We start from the raw sequence: 15008 nt of genomic DNA, 5'->3' as shown, positions 1-15008 counted from the left end.
ATCTTAGCGCAGATTGTCTTCACCCTTAAAAAGTTTATTATGTCGTTCTTCAAGGAATTTAAAGAGTTTGCCACCAAAGGGAATGTTATTGACCTGGCTGTCGGTGTTATCATTGGCGCTGCTTTCGGAAAGATTGTTTCTTCATTGGTCGATAACATATTTATGCCGGTACTGGGGATACTTACGGGAAAGGTAGACTTCAAGGAAAAATTCTTTCAGCTGGATCATAGCAAAGGAACGGTAGATACGCTTGAAGCCGCAAAGACAGCAGGTATACCAGTCGTATCGTATGGTGTATTTATACAAAACTGTATTGATTTTATCATCATGGCATTTTGTATTTTCCTGTTGGTGAAATTCATCAACCGTCTCACGAGGAAAAAAGAAGAAGCGCCTGCCCCCACAGCTCCTGAGTTTTCAACAGAGGAAAAACTGCTTATGGAAATCCGTGATGTATTGAAGAATAAATAATCTCAAATATTACGCTGGCCTGGAGTTTTGGAGCGCTCATTGTCGCTGCAATGGCTGTGCTTTGGGCCGGCTGCCTTTATATTCCCCAAGGGAAAAGTTCCCCGTTAGTTTTATATTTTTGCGCCCGCGTTCCTGTAACACGGCAAGTTCGTAATGCCAATTAGCGACAATATTTTTATCCACTGCATTAAATGTTTATACTGATGAGAAGATCCGTTCTGACTATTATTTGTTTTTTGGTATGTTCTTCATTGCTCCACGCACAAAATGACTGGATGAAGACATCCCGGGAAGAAGCCAGCGGAAGGATTAAAAAGGATGCCAACGACACGGTACCCCACCTGTGGAAAAAAGGTGGGATCTTTAACGTGAATATCAACCAGGGAAGCCTGACTAACTGGGCTGCGGGTGGTGATAAGTTCTCCTTTTCTGTAGCATCTAATCTGAATGCATATGCGTTCTATAAAAAGGGAAGGAATAACTGGGATAACGTGCTGGACCTTGCATATGGTTATGTAAATACAACGAGCCTTGGTGGCCGTAAGAGTGATGACCGCATCGGTTTAACTACCAAATACGGTTATGAAGTAGGCAAGAACCTGTTCCTCAGTGCCTTGCTGGACATACGCACCCAGTTTACCGATGGTTATTTATACCCTTCTTCCGATACCGCCAAACCGACGCTGGTATCGCGTTTCTTTGCACCTGCATATATCCTGGTATCACCAGGTCTTGACTATAAACCCAGTGACCAGCTTTCTGTGTTCTTTTCTCCTGTTACAGCACGTTACGTGGTGGTGGTAGATGATTACCTGGCCGCGCAGGGCGCTTTCGGTGTGGACACCGGCAAACATGTGAAAAATGAGCTGGGTGCTTATCTGACAATCAACTGGGTAAAGACCCTCGCCAAGAATATCGTGTACAAGACGAGAATGGACCTGTTTTCCGACTACAAGCACAATCCGCAGAATATTGACCTGTTCTGGACGAATAGCCTGAACCTGCAGGTGAACAAACATATTTCCGCCAATGTATCTGTAGATATGATCTATGACGATGATGTGAAGGTCTTTAAGAATGAGAAAACAGGGGTAATGGGCCCAAGGTTGCAGGTCAAACAGGTGATAGGGGTCGGTTTTACCGCCAAGTTCTGATGAGCGGGATTTTTTGCTATTTTTGGTGGATTTCACTTGCAGTGCTGTAACAGATCAGTTGCCGGCAGATAAGTGAAATCCATACGTAACATTATGAATGACAACTCATACAAGATAAAACTGCCCCAGTTTGAGGGGCCATTTGACCTGTTGCTCTTCTTTATAGAGAGGGACGAGCTGGACATTTATAATATTCCTATTACGACCATCACCCAGGATTTCCTGGATTATATACATCACCTGGAGGCGCTCAACATCGAACTGGCCAGTGAATTTATCCTTTTCGTGTCTACCCTGATGCGTATCAAGGCAAAAATGCTGCTGCCCCGTAAAGAGCTGGATGAACAGGGACTGGAAATTGACCCCCGCCAGGAATTGATCGATAAGATACTGGAATACAAGCGTTTCAAGCAGGCGGCGGCAGAACTGGCAGAGAAGGAAGCGGAACGCATGTTGCAGATCAAACGTGGTAATATTGCCAGGGAACTGGCAGCCATCGGGGAAGCTACCAGTGAAGGAACAGAGGTACAGACACTGACGCTCTTTAAGCTGACCAAGACCTTCGAAAAGGTGATGCAGCGCGTAAAACAGCGGGAAAACAAGCCGCAGCACGTCGTATATAAGTATGACTACACCATGGAAGGTTCCCGCGAATATATGATCGACCTGGCACGCAGGGAAAAGACGCTCGCTTTCGAGAAGATCTTCGATCTGTGCCGGGACAGGGTGCATGCAATCTTCCTCTTCCTGGGTATGCTGGAGCTGGTGCAGATGAAACATCTGGGAATTATGGTGGGAGAAGGCCGGAATAACTTTATAATTGATTACATTGAGCCTGAAGACCGGGAAGTGGAAGTACCCGGTACATTTGAATGAGTGATAAACGGGCACATATAGAAATAGTACCGCTACCCAGGTATGCACAGACGGACCCCAAGTTTGTGGTGTCAGGCCTGTGTGAACTGGGAGACGGGTTCTTCGCCAGCAATGGCGTTCCTCACCGCCATGACTTTTATACCATCTACTGGATCAAAAAGGGGCAGCTTACCAATACTATTGACACGGTGACCCATGCCGTGAAAAAGAACACCCTTTTCTTCCTGGCGCCCGGCCAGGTCCATAAAATGGAGTTTAGTGAGAAAATAGAAGGATATATGATCGCCTTCCAGGATGCCTTCATGTGTCTGAAAGACCAGGCGGCCTCCCTCATGGGTATCAATTCCTCTCTTTTCTTCAATAATCAGTTCAGCAGTGTTATTACCCTTACAGCCGAACAGGAGAAGGATTTTGAGATGGTGGTGCATATGATGATGAAGGAGGTGAATGAGCAGGCTGCAGACTATGAGACGGCGTTCCATGGATTATTACGGTATTTCCTGGTGCTGGCGTCCCGTATTAAAGGTAGTAGTATGCTGGTGGCGCCGGAACAACATGCGGGTCATAACAGTTCTTTGTTCCTCCAGTTTAAGAACCTGATCGAAGAAAAATACACTACCCTGAAGAATGTTTCCGACTATGCGGGCATACTTCACATAAAACCGGTTTTGCTGAATGAGATCAGCAAACAGCTGTCAGGTATTACCGCCGGAGAGCATATCCGCAACCGCGTGATTCTGGAAGCGCAGCGTTATCTTTACAATACAGACCTTTCCGCCAAGGAAATAGCATATAAACTTGGCTTTGACGATCCTCATTACTTTAGTCGCTTCTTTAAGAAATATACCAATCAGACTCCATCAGAATTTAAGGATGCTTCGCGCGCAAGTGTTTAATAATGTGTAAAAAAGGCGCGTAATAAAAAAAAGTACACCTATTAAGTCATTCTATCCATTTCGAATATTTGTTGCAACGTGTAATTTTGTATTGTCTTAATGAAACGGAGATATCAGCAAGGACGAAAGAGGAAAATTAAAAATAGAATGGCACAGTAATAGGGGTAGATATGGCTTGCTAATCAATATTTTAGAAAGACAGACTGAAACGACGCATACTTAAAAAAACACTAAACTTAAAAACACTTAAAGTTATGGCAATCTGGAAAATCGACCCAATGCACAGTGAAGTAGAATTTAAGATCAGACACCTGATGATCTCTAATGTGACAGGGTACTTTGGTACATATGATGCAACAGTAGAGAGCAGCAACGACGACTTCACCGATGCTAAGATCACCTTCGAAGCAGATGTTAATAGCATCTCTACCAAAAACGAACAGCGTGATGAGCACTTAAAGGCAGAAGATTTCTTCCATGCTGCACAGTATCCTAAAATCACATTTGCTTCTACCGGTGTAACCAAGAAAGGCAGCGATGAGTATAAAGTGACTGGCAATCTGACGATCCGTGGTGTTACCAAACCGGTAGAGTTGGATGTGGAATACAATGGTATCCAAAAAGATCCATATGGCCAGACCAAAGCAGGCTTTGAAATTAAAGGTAAGATCAACAGAAAGGATTTCGGACTTACATACAATGCAGTAACAGAAACAGGTGGTATCATGCTGAGCGATGAAGTGAAACTGCAGGCGGGAGTACAGCTGGTAAAACAAGGTTAAGCGTAAACTATCAATACATACTGGCATCAGTCATTGCCGTTAAATGTCTAATAGCGAGGAATAAGAAGTTCGGACATGGAAATAGTGTAAGCAATGACGTGGAGAAAGAAGTTTTTTTGAGGATGATTGCCAGAAATAGTGTAGACCGGGTGAAACATTTCATCCGGTCTTTTGTTTTTGGCGTGTGTGTAGAGAAAACTCTACGTGGGAATACTCTTTCCTAAACAAAAAAAGAAATAGTAATTTCAGCCCCATAACCACCTTCAATTCACTTTATTCATTAAACTATTCAAACGCTTTAATCATGAAAAGATCTGCATCCGCCAACTGGAAAGGTACCGGTAAAGATGGAAAAGGTACAGTAAGCTCACAGTCTGGTGTATTAAGCAATACAGCATATTCTTACAAAAGCCGCTTTGAGGATGGTACAGGTACGAATCCTGAAGAACTGATAGCAGCTGCGCATTCAGGATGTTTTACCATGAAGCTGAGTTTCCTTTTGTCAGGTGCAGGTTTCACACCTGAAAACCTGGATACTAAAGCGACTATTACACTGGATAATGGTGCTATTACAAGCAGCCATCTGGAATTGAAAGCAACTGTTCCAGGCCTGGACAAAGCTAAGTTTGCTGAGCTGGCAGAAGAAGCAAGAACTAACTGCCCTATCTCCAAATTGCTGAATACAGAGATTACGCTGGATGCTCAACTGGTATAACGCAACATGCTTCTATAAGGTCCCGTTCTCTTCATGAGAGAACGGGATTTTTTTATTGTATAAATAGTCCACTCTTTTCATCAAGCAATCCATTTACCAGCCTGTATCTAATGAGGATATTTGTATTGTAAAAGGAGAAAAGATTTTATGGAAAAGATCATTCACAGAGCAGATTCCCGCAGCTTTGCCAATCATGGCTGGTTACAGAGCTATCACACATTCAGCTTTGCTGGTTATTACAATCCTGAGCGCATACATTTTGGTGCATTACGTGTACTGAACGACGATACAATCAAGGGTGGGATGGGGTTTGGAACACATCCGCACGATAATATGGAAATAGTGACCATCCCGCTCAGCGGTGCGCTTGAACATCGTGACAACACGGGCAGACATGAGATCATCCGCAGTAATGAAGTGCAGATCATGAGCGCCGGTACCGGGATATCACATTCTGAGTTCAATGCATCCAAAACAGATCCTGCCAGCCTGTTGCAGATATGGGTATTCCCTAAGCTGCGTAACGTTAAACCGCGTTATCAGCAACAGGCATTTGAACTTGCTGACAGAGTAAACAAGCTGCAGGTTGTTGTATCGCCGGAAGCCAATAGTGATGCGTTACTCATCAATCAGGATGCATGGTTTTCTTTAGGTCATTTTGAGGAAGGACAAACTGTGGACATTGCACCAAAAATGGCACAGCATGGCAGTTATCTGATGGTACTGGAAGGTGAAGTGGAAGTAGCGGGAGAAGTGCTGAAACGCCGTGATGCTATTGGTTTAAGCAAGTATGATATTGCGACGGTAAAAGCGCTCAAAGCGGCAGACTTTTTGTTGATCGATGTACCGATGAGTTGATTAATATTACCCAAAAATATTTCACTATGAGTACTGCAACAACGAACATTGGACTTGAAAAGAAAACATCAAAGGAACTTGCTCATAAACTGAATACACTGCTGGCCACTTACCAGTTGTTTTATATGAATGTACGCGGGTTTCACTGGAATATACGCGGCGATAAATTCTTCACCTTACATGCAAAATTTGAAGAACTGTATACCGATGCATTGACGAAGATAGACGAGATCGCAGAAAGGATATTAACGCTTGGATTTACGCCTACACATGCATTCTCTGATTATATAGAACAATCGACCGTAGTGGAAGTGAAGAATGAAGGTAAAGATATAGTATGTGTGCAACATGTACTTTCCGGTCTGCAATCACTGATCGAAATTGAAAGAGAAGTGGCTGCTGTGAGCAGTGAAGTGGGAGATGATGGAACCAATGACCTTATCACTACTTACATCCGCGAACAGGAGAAGCTGGTATGGATGTATAATGCTTATCTGAAATAGTAATCACGAATAGTAAAAAGGCTGTTGTATAGGAAGAATATACTTCTTATATAACAGCTTTTTTATTAAAGTAATAAATAAACGCAAACTGCAATTCCTGGTTCTTAATTCCTAATTCCTAATTGAAAAAAGCTTTGTAACTTAGAAATGTGTTACGGACAAATATTGTATTGCTTAATTATTTAACGTTAAAATCAATACACATGGAAGTATCCGCACAAACTTCAGATCTCGAACAGATCAGTAACTGGAAGGACGAAGTGAACAATACCAGGGAGTCCATCCGGTCTATGCGCAGCCAGTTAGAGCAGTTCTCTCTCTCAAAAACTGATGATGAGTCCCTGGCCCAGATCGAGCACTTCCAGAACCAGTTTATCTGTCAGGAGGAAAAAGCAGACGAATTGCGTCATGATCTGAAACAATCCGCAAAAAAGATATCGAACAACGGGAAACCTCTCATACTGCATGACGACCGTCCCGTAGATGACTTTGACGTTCTGCAGGACCGTATGCATACATTCAGGAAACTGTATAACGAATTACGGGATGAGTTTAAAGCTTTCAGTGCTTTTTCGTAAAGTATAAAGCTTATATCTCGATCACTACTTCTGCACTAACCGCATAACCGGTGCAGGTGAGGACGAAGCCCTGCTCAATTTCTTTGTCCGTTAGCACTTCATTCAGGGCCATCCACACTTTACCCTTTGTACAGCGGGCAGTACAGGAACCGCAAACACCGCCTTTGCAGCTATACGGTATAGCGATGCCTTGTGCAAGCGCTTCACCCAATATATTGTGATTGCCGGGAATGGAGATTTTATGCACTCCGCCACGCAGATGTAATTCCACTGTTTTCATGGAACTATCGTCCGGCGTGCCTATTCTTGCCAGCTGCGGAGCCGTATTTACCACGAAATTCTCCTTATGCAACTGTCCCTCTTCAAAACCCATATAAGTGAGGGTTAATAGTGCCATACGCATATATTCCGGTGGGCCGCATACAAAGAACTGGGCATCCTGCTTCCCATAGCGGAGCTGTTGCTGGACCAATGGTTCCAGCGAAAGATTGCTGAGCCTGCGGATAATCTGATCGGGATCACTGCTGTATAAATGAATAATGTGCAGTTGTTGAGGGAACTGTGTCAACAGCTCCTGCAACTGTACATGGAAAATAGTGCGCTTTTCAGAAGTATTGCTATAAATAAGCTTAATATGCGCCGTAGGCTCATTATGGAGGACCTCCTTCAAAATGGAAAAAAGCGGCGTAATACCGCTCCCTGCACCCAGCAGAAAGATATCGCGCGGTGTGGTAGCATGCCCGGGCAGAGTAAAGCGGCCGGAGGGCAATAATGCGGTAACCTGATCGCCGGCTTTCCAGTGATGCAGAATGTGACGTGATATTTCCCCGTTCTGTTTCTCACGGATGGTGACAGATGGATACGGGTCAATTCCAGGGGTAGAACTGAAGGAATAAGAGCGCCTGTATTCTGTTCCATGCAGGTAGATCAGAAAGGTAATGAATTGTCCTGCCTGATATTCCAGCGGTTGCCCATCGATCGTTTCCAGCCTGTAGGTAAATGCATCCTGTGTTTCTGCTATGACCTCCCTGATGCGGAGGTGTATATACAATTCATCCATGCTATAAAAATAAGGAAGCCACCTGTATGAACAATGTCATAAAGGTGGCTTCATATGTAATTTTGTTGTGCTGACTGTGTTATCAGGCAGTAACAGTGATCTTATCTTTCAGCATAGCGCGTGCTGCACCGGCAATACCAGCGGCGTCATAACCACATTCGCGGTGCAGATCTTCCGGTTTGCCATGCTCTACAATGCGGTCAGGAATGCCCAGCATACGTACATCAGCTTTATAGCCGTGAATAGCCATAAACTCCAGGATAGCACTACCGAAGCCACCTGTTACAGCTGCATCTTCCACGGTTATCACCTTGTCAAACTCGCTGAATATTTCATGCAGCAAAGCCTCGTCCAGTGGTTTTACGAAACGCATATCGTAGTGAGCTGGTTGTAAACCGTCGGCCAGCAATTCCTTGCAGGCTTCGGTTACAAAATTGCCGGGGTGGCCAAGGGAAAGGATCGCGATATCTTTTCCGCTGCGCAGTTTGCGCCCCGTACCGATCTTAATTTCCTTAAAAGGCTGCTTCCAGTCAGGCATTACACCCTGTCCTCTTGGATAGCGGATCACAAAAGGCATTTGCTGGGTGGGCAGCTGGGAGGTATACATCAGGTTGCGTAACTCTTCTTCATTCATCGGTGAACTGATGATAACATTGGGTACACAACGCATATAAGCAATGTCGTAAGCACCGTGGTGAGTAGGCCCATCTTCTCCAACAAGACCAGCGCGGTCCAGGCAGAATACAACAGGCAGTTTCTGGATAGCCACGTCGTGTAAAGCCTGGTCATAGGCTCTCTGCATGAAGGAAGAGTAGATGTTGCAGAACACGCGCATACCCTGTGTGGCCAGACCGGCAGAAAGGGTTACGGCATGTTGTTCACAGATGCCCACGTCAAAAGCGCGGTCCGGCATTTTTTCCATCATGAACTTCAGCGAGGAACCCGAAGGCATGGCAGGCGTAATGCCCATCACTGTCTTGTTCTGCTCTGCCAGTTCTATGATGGTGTGACCGAATACGTCCTGGTATTTGGGTGGCTGTGGTTTTTCCGGCTGCTTCCTGAAGATCTCGCCGGTAATTTTATCAAACAGGCCCGGAGCATGCCAGGTGGTCTGGTCTTTCTCCGCCAGCGCATATCCTTTACCTTTTGTGGTCACGATATGCAATAGTTTCGGGCCTGGAATGTCTTTCAGGTCCTGCAGGGTATCCACGAGCTTCACGATATTATGGCCGTCAATAGGGCCGAAATAACGCAGCTTCAGGGATTCGAACAGGTTACTGGAGCCGGATACGACGCCTTTCAGACCGGCTTCCAGTTTGGAGGCCATGTCGCGTGTAAAGCGCTTACCTACCGGCAGTTTGCCCAGCAGGTTCCATACGTCGTCACGCAGTTTATTATAGGTAGGAGAAGTCGTAATGTCGGTCAGGTATTCCTTTAATGCGCCCACATTCGGGTCAATGGACATACAGTTGTCATTGAGTATGATCAGCACATTGGCATTGGCCACACCTGCATGGTTGAGTGCCTCGAATGCCATACCTGCTGTCATGGCTCCATCGCCTATTACAGCAATGTGCTGACGGTCTGTTTCGCCTTTGTATTTGGAAGCGATGGCCATACCCAGGGCTGCAGAAATGGAGGTAGAAGAGTGACCTACGCCGAACGTGTCGTACTCGCTTTCTTCCCTTTTAGGGAAGCCGCTGATGCCATGATATTTACGGTTAGTATGGAAAACGTCTCTCCGGCCTGTCAGGATCTTATGACCATAGGCCTGGTGTCCCACGTCCCATACCAGTTGGTCATACGGGGTATTAAACACATAATGCAGTGCCACACTCAGCTCCACAACACCCAGACTGGCTGCAAAATGGCCACCATGAACACTGACAACATCAATAATGAACTGGCGGAGTTCTTCACTCACCTCGTGCAGCTGCTCTTTACTGAGATTCCGCAAATCGGCAGGGGTTTCGATCTTGCCCAGTAACGGGCCCGGCGTAATATTCATACTTCTTGATGCAGGATTTAATAAACAAAAGTACAAATTAAAGTGCTAATCTACATTTATTCCATACATCAGCACATTTGGACTTCTGCCATGCCGGAAACCCACTCATAACATTTGGGGCAAGGTGGGCTAAGCACATCGGTATTTTTGAAATGTAGCAGTAGTTTACTAATTTTCAGATAGATGTTTAAACGAATATCAAGATATTGGTGGTGTCAGATTCTGGGCTGGACGACATATGCAGTAGTCAATCTTTTCTTTGCCTATTCATTTGCGGGCTCTTTTGGCTCATTCTATCTGATAAACCTGCTGATGATCATGTTCTTTGGGATACTGGCTACCCACCTTTTACGGAGTGTCATCAAAAGGTTGAACTGGTTCCAATATAGTTTTGAGAGCCAGATGCTGCTTTTTTTCGGTCTAACCGTTAGCGCTGGCATCATCATTTACGTAGGTATTACTACAGCGGGGAACATGTTCAGGTACTCGTGGCAACAACGGGGGCTGACAGATCAGAAAACGCTGACCTTCCTCTTACCCATATTTACACTTACTGCTATCTGGTGGCTGGTCTATTTCGTGTGGCACTATATTGAGCGTAGCCGTAACAGCCAGGTAGACAAACTGAAACTGGAAAGTACGGTCAAAGAACTTGAGCTGAAAACGATCAAATCGCAGTTGAACCCTCATTTTATCTTTAATGCCCTGAACAGCATCCGGGCATTGGTAGATGAGAATCCGCAACGTGCGAGAACGGCCATTACAGAGCTCTCAAATATTCTCAGAAGCTCTATGCAGGTGGAAAAGGCCGAGACGGTGAACCTGGAGAACGAGTTGGATATTGTAAAAGATTACCTTGCACTGGAGAATATCCGGTTTGAAGAGCGGCTGAAAGTGCAGTATGATATAGACCCTGAAACACTGGAACTGCCTATACCGCCTATGATGTTGCAGACCCTGGTGGAAAATGCCATTAAACATGGTATTTCACGCACTGTAAGCGGAGGTACGGTAGTGATCGGTTCACATGTAAGGGACATGCATCATGAAATCACAATAGAAAATACGGGACAGATAGGAGGAGAAGAAACAACGGGGCACGGCTTCGGCCTGCAGAGTACCAGGCAACGGTTGAGTTTGTTGTATGGAAATAAAGCGTCATTCAATATTTATAATAAAAATGAGGCGACGGTTGAAGCAAAAGTGCTGATGCCGTTGTTTTAATAGTATTATTCGCGCCAAGTTTAAAAGTAGTTGCTCATGAAAAAAGCTTTGATAATCGATGACGAACGCCTGGCCAGAAGCGAGCTGAAAAAATTACTGGCTGACCACCCAGAGATAGTGGTAGTGGGAGAAGCCGTAAACGCAAAGGACGGACTGGAAAAAATTGAAACACTGCATCCTGATCTGCTTTTCCTGGACATACAAATGCCGGATAAAACAGGTTTTGATTTGCTGGCAGAACTGGAAAAAGCGCCACAGGTGATCTTCACCACTGCTTACGATGAGCATGCACTGAAAGCATTTGAATATAATGCGCTGGATTATCTGCTGAAACCTATAGAGCCCAAACGGCTGGCAGATGCCATTCATAAATTGCATCAGCTGGAGGAAAAAGAACGGCAGGCAGAAGCTGGCGCTATCCGCACAATCCTGTCAGAAAATGACCAGGTATTTGTAAAAGACGGGGACCGCTGCTGGTTTGTTAAACTACAGGAGATCCGGCTTTTTGAAAGTGTGGGCAACTATGCCAGGGTGTATTTCGAAGGTAATAAGCCGCTGATACTAAAGTCTTTAAATGCGCTGGAGGAGCGTCTGGACGAGCGTACTTTTTTCCGGGCCAACAGGAAACATATCGTAAATCTGCGTATGATCGAGAAGATCGATACCTATTTCAACGGAGGTTTGCTGCTGGAAATGCGTGGCGGGGAAAAGATAGAAGTAAGCCGCAGGCAGGCAGTGAAGTTTAAAGAGATGATGAGTCTTTAAGGGCTGTTCCGGGCTGTATTGGTGGCTGAGGACCTCTCCCGGCGGTACTGGAAACAGCACGGTAGCCGGACTGTCAGAATAAAAAGAGAAACGCTGATTATCGTATTCATTGCGATAATCAGCGTTTCTCTTTTAAGTGCAATATTATTTTAATACTGGAGCAGCCGCGTGTACTGCATCAGCCATTTCTTTAATGAGAGAGGTTTCTTTTTCGATAGCATTGCCTACAACGATAATATCCGCGCCGGCTTTGCAGTTAAGGTATGCTTTCTCTGCATCGCGTATACCACCGCCCACAATAATGGGAGCCGATACCTGGCTGGCAACACGTGCTATCATACTTTCACTGATAGGCTTGCGGGCGCCACTGCCGGCATCCATGAAAACGACCTTCATGCCGAGCATCTCTCCCGCGATAGCGGTACACATCGCGATGTCATCTTTATCGGCAGGAATAGGCGTTGTATTGCTGATATATGAAACGGTAGTAGGGGCACCACCATCAATTAAGATATAGCCGGTAGAAATAACTTCCAGGCCGCTTTTTTTAACAGCGGGGGCTGATAATACATGTTGTCCTATCAGTAATTCGGGGTTACGGCCAGATATTACGGACAGATAGAGCAATGCATCAGCATAGCGGGAGACCTGTGATGGACTACCTGGAAACAATACAACAGGAATATCACAAAGACTTTTGAACTGTTGTACGCATTCATCGAGATGATCAGTGATCACAAGACTGCCTCCCAGAAAAATGTAATCCACCTTTGCTGCTGTACATTTCGCCGCAAGGTCTGCTATGCCAGCAGGAGTTACCTTGTCCGGATCAATCAGAACAGCAAAAGATTTCATGCCCTTCGCCTTTCTATCGATAAAAGAGTTGTATATTTTATTGTGCATTAAAATAGCATTGTTCCGGTTGTCGCAAATGTATAAATTTTTCGGTAATAAGTCACATTGTTAGTTAAATATGCATATTATCCATTTTTTATTCGTGAAAGTCCCCGTCAAGTAAGGGTTCTGCTCGTTTATCTCACAATCTTCAGGCCATTTCCTCTTTGTAAACCAATGAAAACCAAAAAGGTTAAACGGGTTTCATATCAAATAAAAATATACTTTTTTAACAGCCCCGGCAAGTACTTAAATGAGCGTAAAAAAGCCATTCTACCGGCCTCGTCATACAATTTAGGTGAAGATTGTATCATCAAATACCTCAAAGCACCCCCATCTGTAGTGAATTTCAGCGTTTGTTAACGAATTTACTTAAAAAGCCGGAATGTGTTAAACGCAATACAGTTAAGGATTTCAGCTTTTATGCGATCCCTGCCTTTGTTAATGATTTGTTATTGTGGCCTGAAAATTTTAAAGAAAAATAACATGAGCTTACATTTGTATTCAAATAGGGTTTTCATAGGATAGTAACAAATTGAGGGCGCCTTTCCAGGTGCCCTTACTATTTCTACCCGTTTCCAGACTATCCGCCTGTTGCCGCAAAAATTTACTCTTCTTACTGTTCCGGTTTAATAATCTGCTTATAGTTTTTCATTGTCCGTGTTTGGTTTTTTTTTGGTTGTTCACTGCCTTTTCAACAATACTTCCGGAAGACAGTTTATGTTTATTTTAATATATCCGTAAAAGAAGGGATTTTGGATTTTTAACAAACCTTTTAATTTTTTTCCAGCTTTTTAAAAAGACGTAGGCCAATTTGAAGAATTTCAAATATTTATGAGGTAGTCTATCTTGCAATAAATATTTATTATATTTGTTATTGTATTAATTTTATTATGGTTACTGTCCTATGAAAAACCAAATATTCCTACAGGCGTGAATCATCATGCAATGTAAAATGACTCTCGAAAGCAATGGTTTATCCATTGCTTTTGTTTTTTCTGCCCGGAGAGGCCTTTTCCCCGTACAATTAGTTTGGGATTTATAATTTGGATTTTGTACTTTTAGTCTTACAAATTTTTTACACTATGAAAAAGCTGTTGTTCCTGCTGTTGGTAAGTTTAGCCTCAGCCGCATCAGCAAGCGCAAGTAGCGAAAAATGGAAGGACGAGGATAAAACCAAAGCTGCGAAAGAGAAAGAGAAGGAAAAAGACGGAGACAAAACCGGAAATAAGAATGCTAATTGCGACGATAAGTCAGTAACAAATACCAAAGTCGCGGCCCGTCCCGGTAGGGTTGAGGAGTACGTATGGATGTTACCCAAAGATCAGGATGGTGATAAAATGTACGAAGAGGAGTTGAAGAAGGGCATTGTAGACCTTTACAAATGGTACCTTCAGAATGAGTCCCGTATCAACAATAACGATATTTTAAAAATGACCGGCAATGAGCTGGCGTTTCCTTTTAAAGTTGATCCGAAGACCTTACAACAGTATTTTCAGTTCGTAAAGAATAATTTTCCCGGTTTGAGCGAGGACGACCTGTCTGATGACGCTGCCGCTGTTAAAAAACAACCTGTTGCCAATCGGAAAAAATACGCACCTGTCAGCAGAAGAGACGATATGGAGAGTCAAATGACACTCCCTGTTAATAAATAAAAAAGTTTGCCTTGCCATAATGCATTTTTTGGAGTTTAGTTACAATAAGGAGGAGGTATTGAATGCATTACGCTATCATTTCATGCAGCGGGGAGAAATAAAAGTATTCCGAAACACACTCTTCATCCTGCTGGCCTTTACAATGGCCGGATATGCTTTCAAAATAGTTACAATTGGTGCCCTCATTGGTATAGCTGCCATGGTGCTGCTGATCATTGCGGTGTTCTGGTTCCTGTTGCCCGTGTCCATCTACAATAAAGCCGCCACTTTCAAAGACGATATTCACCTGAAATATTCAGAAGAAGGGATCACGATTTCCACCCGTAATAGTAAAAATCAGCGTCTGCTTTCCTGGAGCACATTTACCAAAGTAGTGGAGGCGAAAAATTTCTTCTTCCTCTACCGGGGTAAAAAGAACTTCTTCCTGGTGCCAACCAGTGCATTTAAATCGGAAGACGCACACAAAGAATTTAGTCGCCTGGCTAATAATAATATCAATTAAAAAGCCCCGGCCGATCGGCCAGGGCAGTTTACCATCATTTCAGACAGTGGGAATTTATGAAGGATAG

16 protein-coding genes are annotated in these 15008 nt (G+C 44.1%); 13 read left to right on the top strand and 3 right to left on the bottom strand.

What is annotated here, in order from left to right; translation table 11 throughout:
* Positions 1 to 39: 39 nt before the first annotated feature.
* The 9 genes from mscL to L3C95_RS01510 all read left to right on the top strand — a co-directional run bounded on the left by mscL (position 40) and on the right by L3C95_RS01510 (position 6833).
* Positions 40 to 471: a large conductance mechanosensitive channel protein MscL gene (gene mscL / locus L3C95_RS01550; protein ID WP_236384335.1), complete on the top strand. Its 432-nt coding sequence runs from the start codon at positions 40 to 42 to the stop codon at positions 469 to 471.
* A gap of 203 nt (positions 472 to 674) precedes the next feature.
* Positions 675 to 1625, top strand: a complete 951-nt coding sequence (locus tag L3C95_RS01545) for a DUF3078 domain-containing protein (RefSeq protein WP_236384333.1) — start codon at positions 675 to 677, stop codon at positions 1623 to 1625.
* Between the two features lie 93 nt (positions 1626 to 1718).
* Positions 1719 to 2501, top strand: a complete 783-nt coding sequence (locus L3C95_RS01540; protein ID WP_236384330.1) for a segregation and condensation protein A — start codon at positions 1719 to 1721, stop codon at positions 2499 to 2501.
* A complete protein-coding gene (locus L3C95_RS01535; RefSeq protein ID WP_236384323.1) occupies positions 2498 to 3397 on the top strand; it encodes a helix-turn-helix domain-containing protein in 900 nt (299 codons plus the stop codon). Before L3C95_RS01540 ends, L3C95_RS01535 begins: the two co-directional genes overlap by 4 nt.
* Before the next feature lie 254 nt (positions 3398 to 3651).
* Positions 3652 to 4179: a YceI family protein gene (locus L3C95_RS01530; RefSeq protein ID WP_236384321.1), complete on the top strand. Its 528-nt coding sequence runs from the start codon at positions 3652 to 3654 to the stop codon at positions 4177 to 4179.
* A 304-nt stretch (positions 4180 to 4483) separates the two neighbouring features.
* Positions 4484 to 4894, top strand: a complete 411-nt coding sequence (locus tag L3C95_RS01525; RefSeq protein WP_236384319.1) for an OsmC family protein — start codon at positions 4484 to 4486, stop codon at positions 4892 to 4894.
* 147 nt (positions 4895 to 5041) lie between these two features.
* Positions 5042 to 5752 (top strand): pirin family protein, encoded by a 711-nt coding sequence (locus L3C95_RS01520; RefSeq protein WP_236384318.1) that lies wholly within the window; start codon positions 5042 to 5044, stop codon positions 5750 to 5752.
* Positions 5753 to 5778: 26 nt separating this feature from the next.
* The gene (locus tag L3C95_RS01515; protein WP_236384317.1) at positions 5779 to 6255 is read left to right on the top strand and encodes a Dps family protein; all 477 of its coding nucleotides are present in this window, start codon (positions 5779 to 5781) and stop codon (positions 6253 to 6255) included.
* Positions 6256 to 6458: 203 nt separating this feature from the next.
* On the top strand, positions 6459 to 6833 hold the full coding sequence (locus tag L3C95_RS01510; RefSeq protein ID WP_236384316.1) for a hypothetical protein: 375 nt from the start codon (positions 6459 to 6461) through the stop codon (positions 6831 to 6833).
* Between the two features lie 10 nt (positions 6834 to 6843).
* Here the strand turns inward: L3C95_RS01510 and L3C95_RS01505 are convergent, their stop codons facing one another.
* Together L3C95_RS01505 and dxs are read right to left on the bottom strand one after the other, a co-directional pair.
* Positions 6844 to 7893 (bottom strand): flavin reductase family protein, encoded by a 1050-nt coding sequence (locus tag L3C95_RS01505; protein WP_236384314.1) that lies wholly within the window; start codon positions 7891 to 7893, stop codon positions 6844 to 6846.
* An 82-nt stretch (positions 7894 to 7975) separates the two neighbouring features.
* A complete protein-coding gene (gene dxs / locus L3C95_RS01500) occupies positions 7976 to 9901 on the bottom strand; it encodes a 1-deoxy-D-xylulose-5-phosphate synthase (RefSeq protein WP_236384312.1) in 1926 nt (641 codons plus the stop codon).
* Positions 9902 to 10084: 183 nt separating this feature from the next.
* Here dxs and L3C95_RS01495 point away from each other — a divergent pair, with 183 nt between their 5' ends.
* Both L3C95_RS01495 and L3C95_RS01490 read left to right on the top strand, forming a co-directional pair.
* Positions 10085 to 11125 (top strand): sensor histidine kinase, encoded by a 1041-nt coding sequence (locus L3C95_RS01495; RefSeq protein WP_236384310.1) that lies wholly within the window; start codon positions 10085 to 10087, stop codon positions 11123 to 11125.
* A 36-nt stretch (positions 11126 to 11161) separates the two neighbouring features.
* On the top strand, positions 11162 to 11890 hold the full coding sequence (locus L3C95_RS01490) for a LytR/AlgR family response regulator transcription factor (protein ID WP_089828960.1): 729 nt from the start codon (positions 11162 to 11164) through the stop codon (positions 11888 to 11890).
* Between the two features lie 144 nt (positions 11891 to 12034).
* On the opposite strand, the gene L3C95_RS01485 is transcribed toward L3C95_RS01490, so the two are convergent.
* A complete protein-coding gene (locus L3C95_RS01485) occupies positions 12035 to 12793 on the bottom strand; it encodes a geranylgeranylglyceryl/heptaprenylglyceryl phosphate synthase (RefSeq protein WP_236384307.1) in 759 nt (252 codons plus the stop codon).
* Between the two features lie 1076 nt (positions 12794 to 13869).
* Here L3C95_RS01485 and L3C95_RS01480 point away from each other — a divergent pair.
* Both L3C95_RS01480 and L3C95_RS01475 read left to right on the top strand, forming a co-directional pair.
* On the top strand, positions 13870 to 14439 hold the full coding sequence (locus L3C95_RS01480; RefSeq protein ID WP_236384305.1) for a hypothetical protein: 570 nt from the start codon (positions 13870 to 13872) through the stop codon (positions 14437 to 14439).
* Positions 14440 to 14458: 19 nt separating this feature from the next.
* A complete protein-coding gene (locus L3C95_RS01475) occupies positions 14459 to 14941 on the top strand; it encodes a YcxB family protein (RefSeq protein WP_236384303.1) in 483 nt (160 codons plus the stop codon).
* Positions 14942 to 15008 lie beyond the last annotated feature (67 nt).

This window comes from Chitinophaga filiformis, assembly GCF_021646545.1.
Taxonomy (GTDB): domain Bacteria; phylum Bacteroidota; class Bacteroidia; order Chitinophagales; family Chitinophagaceae; genus Chitinophaga; species Chitinophaga filiformis_A.
This window is presented reverse-complemented; position numbering and strand designations above follow the sequence as displayed.

Coding starts and splice junctions, on each gene's coding strand:
- mscL (WP_236384335.1), top strand. CDS start 40: ATGTCGTTCTTCAAGGAATTTAAAGAGTTTGCCACCAAAGGGAATGTT.
- L3C95_RS01545 (WP_236384333.1), top strand. CDS start 675: ATGAGAAGATCCGTTCTGACTATTATTTGTTTTTTGGTATGTTCTTCA.
- L3C95_RS01540 (WP_236384330.1), top strand. CDS start 1,719: ATGAATGACAACTCATACAAGATAAAACTGCCCCAGTTTGAGGGGCCA.
- L3C95_RS01535 (WP_236384323.1), top strand. CDS start 2,498: ATGAGTGATAAACGGGCACATATAGAAATAGTACCGCTACCCAGGTAT.
- L3C95_RS01530 (WP_236384321.1), top strand. CDS start 3,652: ATGGCAATCTGGAAAATCGACCCAATGCACAGTGAAGTAGAATTTAAG.
- L3C95_RS01525 (WP_236384319.1), top strand. CDS start 4,484: ATGAAAAGATCTGCATCCGCCAACTGGAAAGGTACCGGTAAAGATGGA.
- L3C95_RS01520 (WP_236384318.1), top strand. CDS start 5,042: ATGGAAAAGATCATTCACAGAGCAGATTCCCGCAGCTTTGCCAATCAT.
- L3C95_RS01515 (WP_236384317.1), top strand. CDS start 5,779: ATGAGTACTGCAACAACGAACATTGGACTTGAAAAGAAAACATCAAAG.
- L3C95_RS01510 (WP_236384316.1), top strand. CDS start 6,459: ATGGAAGTATCCGCACAAACTTCAGATCTCGAACAGATCAGTAACTGG.
- L3C95_RS01505 (WP_236384314.1), bottom strand. CDS start 7,893: ATGGATGAATTGTATATACACCTCCGCATCAGGGAGGTCATAGCAGAA.
- dxs (WP_236384312.1), bottom strand. CDS start 9,901: ATGAATATTACGCCGGGCCCGTTACTGGGCAAGATCGAAACCCCTGCC.
- L3C95_RS01495 (WP_236384310.1), top strand. CDS start 10,085: ATGTTTAAACGAATATCAAGATATTGGTGGTGTCAGATTCTGGGCTGG.
- L3C95_RS01490 (WP_089828960.1), top strand. CDS start 11,162: ATGAAAAAAGCTTTGATAATCGATGACGAACGCCTGGCCAGAAGCGAG.
- L3C95_RS01485 (WP_236384307.1), bottom strand. CDS start 12,793: ATGCACAATAAAATATACAACTCTTTTATCGATAGAAAGGCGAAGGGC.
- L3C95_RS01480 (WP_236384305.1), top strand. CDS start 13,870: ATGAAAAAGCTGTTGTTCCTGCTGTTGGTAAGTTTAGCCTCAGCCGCA.
- L3C95_RS01475 (WP_236384303.1), top strand. CDS start 14,459: ATGCATTTTTTGGAGTTTAGTTACAATAAGGAGGAGGTATTGAATGCA.